Here is a 3288-nt window from a genome sequence, read left to right as displayed (position 1 = left end):
GGGGAGGCGGTCGACCGCCTCCTTCGGGGGTTGCTGGCCAGCGGCCGGCTGCGCTGGCGTTCTGGCGCCGTGCTGGTCGAAGGGCCGGCGCGGACGCTGCGCGCCTTCCGCGATCCCGCGTCGAAGAAACTGCGCCCAACCGGCCTGCCCGAGGGGGGGGCGCTGATCCGCGGCATCCGCTCCTGGTGCGTCGATCCGAAGGCCGGGCAGGTTTGTCCGGTGGAATTCCAGGTGGTCGAGCCGCCGAAACCCAAGGCGCCGGCGCCCCCTGTCCCCGTGTTCGCCAATCCGCCGCCGATGCCGGCACGTTCGGCCGCCGAGGCGCCGACCATCGTCGAGCGCACGCCGGTCATCGTCGCGCGGTTGAGCCGCGTGGTATCGCCGGCCGATGGGTTGGTCGAGGCGCTACGGCTGTCCTTCGACTATGGCGAGCCGGGCGCCCCGGCGCCGGTGGAGTCCGATGACCAGCGGCAGTTCGCCCGCGCGGCGGAGCCGGGCGGCACGGTACTGTTCGTTCGGCGTGACATGGCGGCGGAGCGGGCGGCGCTTGAGCGGCTGGCGACGGTCGGTTTCACTCAGGGGCGGATCGATCCGCCGCGCGGCGCGCTGAACGCGCGGGGAGCGCGTGTGCATTGGATGACCGGGCGCGACGCGGCGGATCGCTGGCGCGACTTCCTCGTCACCCATGTTCCGGCGTTGCGGGCCGAGGGATGGAGCGTCGAGGCGGACGCCGACGTCGGCGCGCGCATTGTGGAGGCCGGTGACGCGGTGGCCGTCGCCGTGCGCGACGCCGGGGACGGATGGTTCGACCTGGATGTCGGGGTGGAGATCGACGGCGCGCGCCGTCCGCTGCTGCCGATCCTGGCGATGCTGGTCGACCGGGGTGGCGTGGCGGCGGCGCCGGTGGTCGATGGATGCGCGCACATTGCGCTCGACGACGGCACGGTCCTGGCGCTGCCCGCCGATCGCGCGGAGCGGCTTCTCAGCGTGCTGGAGGCGATTCTGGCATCCGGGAGCCGCGAGGACGGGACGTTGCGCCTGCCGCTCGCCGAGGCCGACGCCCTGGTCGACATCGATGACCTGATCGCTCGCCGGTCGGGGGAAACCCCGCAAATCGACGCCTATCTGCGGACCATCCGCGAGGACAATGTTCTGCCCGAGGTGGCGGTTCCCGCCGCCTTCCAGGGCAGCTTGCGGGACTACCAGCGCGACGGGCTCGCGTGGTTGCAAAGCCTGCGGGCGAACGGCGTGGCCGGCATTCTGGCTGACGACATGGGGCTGGGCAAGACGGCGCAGACCTTGGCCCACATCGCGGTGGAGCACGTCGAGGGGCGGTTGACCGATCCCTGCCTGATCGTCGTGCCGACCAGCCTGGTGCCGAACTGGGTGGACGAGGCGCGCCGCTTCACGCCGCACCTGCGGGTGTTGGTGCTGCATGGGCTGGACCGGCACGAGCGGCGGCATGAGGTCGACCGCGCGCACATCGTCGTCACCACCTACGGCGTGGTCGCCCGCGATGCCGACCTGATGAAAGAGCGGAGCTGGCACATCCTCGTTCTCGACGAGGCGCAGGCAATCAAGAACCCGGACTCCAAGGCGACGCGCGCCGTCTGCACGTTGCGCGCCCGGCACCGGCTATGCCTGTCCGGCACCCCCGTGGAGAACAACCTGGGTGAACTGTGGAGCCAGTTCGCCTTTCTGATGCCCGGTCTTCTGGGCGACCGCAAGACCTTCCACAAGCGCTTCCGCACGCCCATCGAGAAGCGGGGGGATGGCACGCGCGCCAACCTGCTGTTGCGGCGCATCCGCCCGTTCCTGCTGCGCCGGACCAAGGTTGACGTGGCGAAGGAGTTGCCGCCCAAGACCGAGATCGTCGTGCGCATCGACCTCGACCGCGAGCAGCGCGACCTCTATGAGACGATCCGCCTGTCGGTGCATGAGAAGGTCCGCGCCGTCATGGCCGCCAATGGCCTGTCGCGCAGCGCCATCACCGTCATCGACGCGCTGTTGAAGCTGAGGCAGGTCTGCTGCGATCCGCGCCTGGTGAAGATTCCCGCCGCCCGCAGCGTGCATGAGAGCGGCAAGCTCGACAGCCTCGTCGCCATGGTGCGGGAGATGGTGCCGGAGGGGCGGCGGATTCTGGTGTTCTCGCAGTTCACCTCGATGCTCGACCTTATCAAGATGGAATTGGACAACGAGCGCATCGCCTACGTGGAGCTGACCGGAAAGACGCATGATCGTGCCGAGCCGGTCGCCCGCTTTCAGCGTGGCGACGTGCCGGTGTTTCTCATCAGTCTGAAAGCCGGCGGGCGGGGCTTGAACCTGACCGCCGCCGATACGGTGATCCACTACGACCCGTGGTGGAATCCGGCCGCCGAGGATCAGGCGACAGATCGGGCCTACCGCATCGGCCAGGATAAGCCGGTGTTCGTGTACAAATTGATCGCCGCCGACACCGTGGAGGAGCGCATCCTCGAATTGCAACGCCGCAAGGGCAACCTGTCCGCCGCCACCATCGAGGGCGCCAGCCTTGCCGGCGCGCTGGCGGGGGACGACATCGACTTTCTGTTCAGGGCGGGAGAGGAATAGAGGACCGGGCGGGATCGCATCGCCGGTGCCGTTCCTGACCGGCGTTGGGAGGCGCGGGCCTGAAACCCTTTATCGACCAGTCCCGAGCAGGCAAGATGCCGTGGGACGGAAGGCCCCGCGGCCTGTTTGTCGAGGGGGCGCCGTTGGTTCACAAGCCTTCCGGCGCGGAGACGGGATATGCACACGCGTTCGCTTGAACACTGGCGACACGACCATGCTTTCGGACAGGAGCAGGCGCAGGCCGGGGAGCGCCGGACGCTCATCGTTGTCGCCGTGACCGCCATCACCATGATCGTCGAGATCGCGGCCGGGGTGTGGACGGGTTCCATGGCCCTGCTGGCGGACGGTGTTCACATGGCCTCGCACGTCCTGGCGCTGGGCCTTTCCGCCTTCGCCTACATCTACGCCCGGCGGCACGCCCACGATCCGCGCTTCAGCTTCGGCACAGGAAAAGTCAACGCGCTCAGCGGCTTCACCGGCGCGCTGCTCCTGGCGGCCGTAGCCCTGGGCATGGGCTGGGAAAGCGTCGTCCGCCTGTTCAGCCCGGGCGACATCGCCTACGACCAGGCCCTGATTGTGGCGATCCTTGGTCTGATCGTGAATACCGTCAGCGCCTTCATTCTCGGCGGTCACGGGCATCGTCATCATCTTGATGACCATGGGCACCGTCATCATCCTGATGACCATGGACATCATCAT

2 protein-coding genes are annotated in these 3288 nt (G+C 68.6%); both read left to right on the top strand.

Features of this window, described 5'->3' with window-relative positions; translation table 11 throughout:
• The coding region (locus VED21_RS21350) for a DEAD/DEAH box helicase (RefSeq protein ID WP_324885796.1) at positions 1 to 2589 on the top strand (2589 nt) is incomplete at its 5' end.
• A gap of 177 nt (positions 2590 to 2766) precedes the next feature.
• On the top strand, positions 2767 to 3288 hold a 522-nt coding region (locus VED21_RS21345; RefSeq protein ID WP_324885794.1), incomplete at its 3' end, for a cation diffusion facilitator family transporter.

This window comes from Azospirillum sp. (assembly GCF_035627195.1).
Classification (GTDB): Bacteria; Pseudomonadota; Alphaproteobacteria; order Azospirillales; family Azospirillaceae; genus Azospirillum.
Note: the sequence above shows the minus strand (reverse complement) of the source record. Positions and strands in the feature narration are given on the sequence as shown.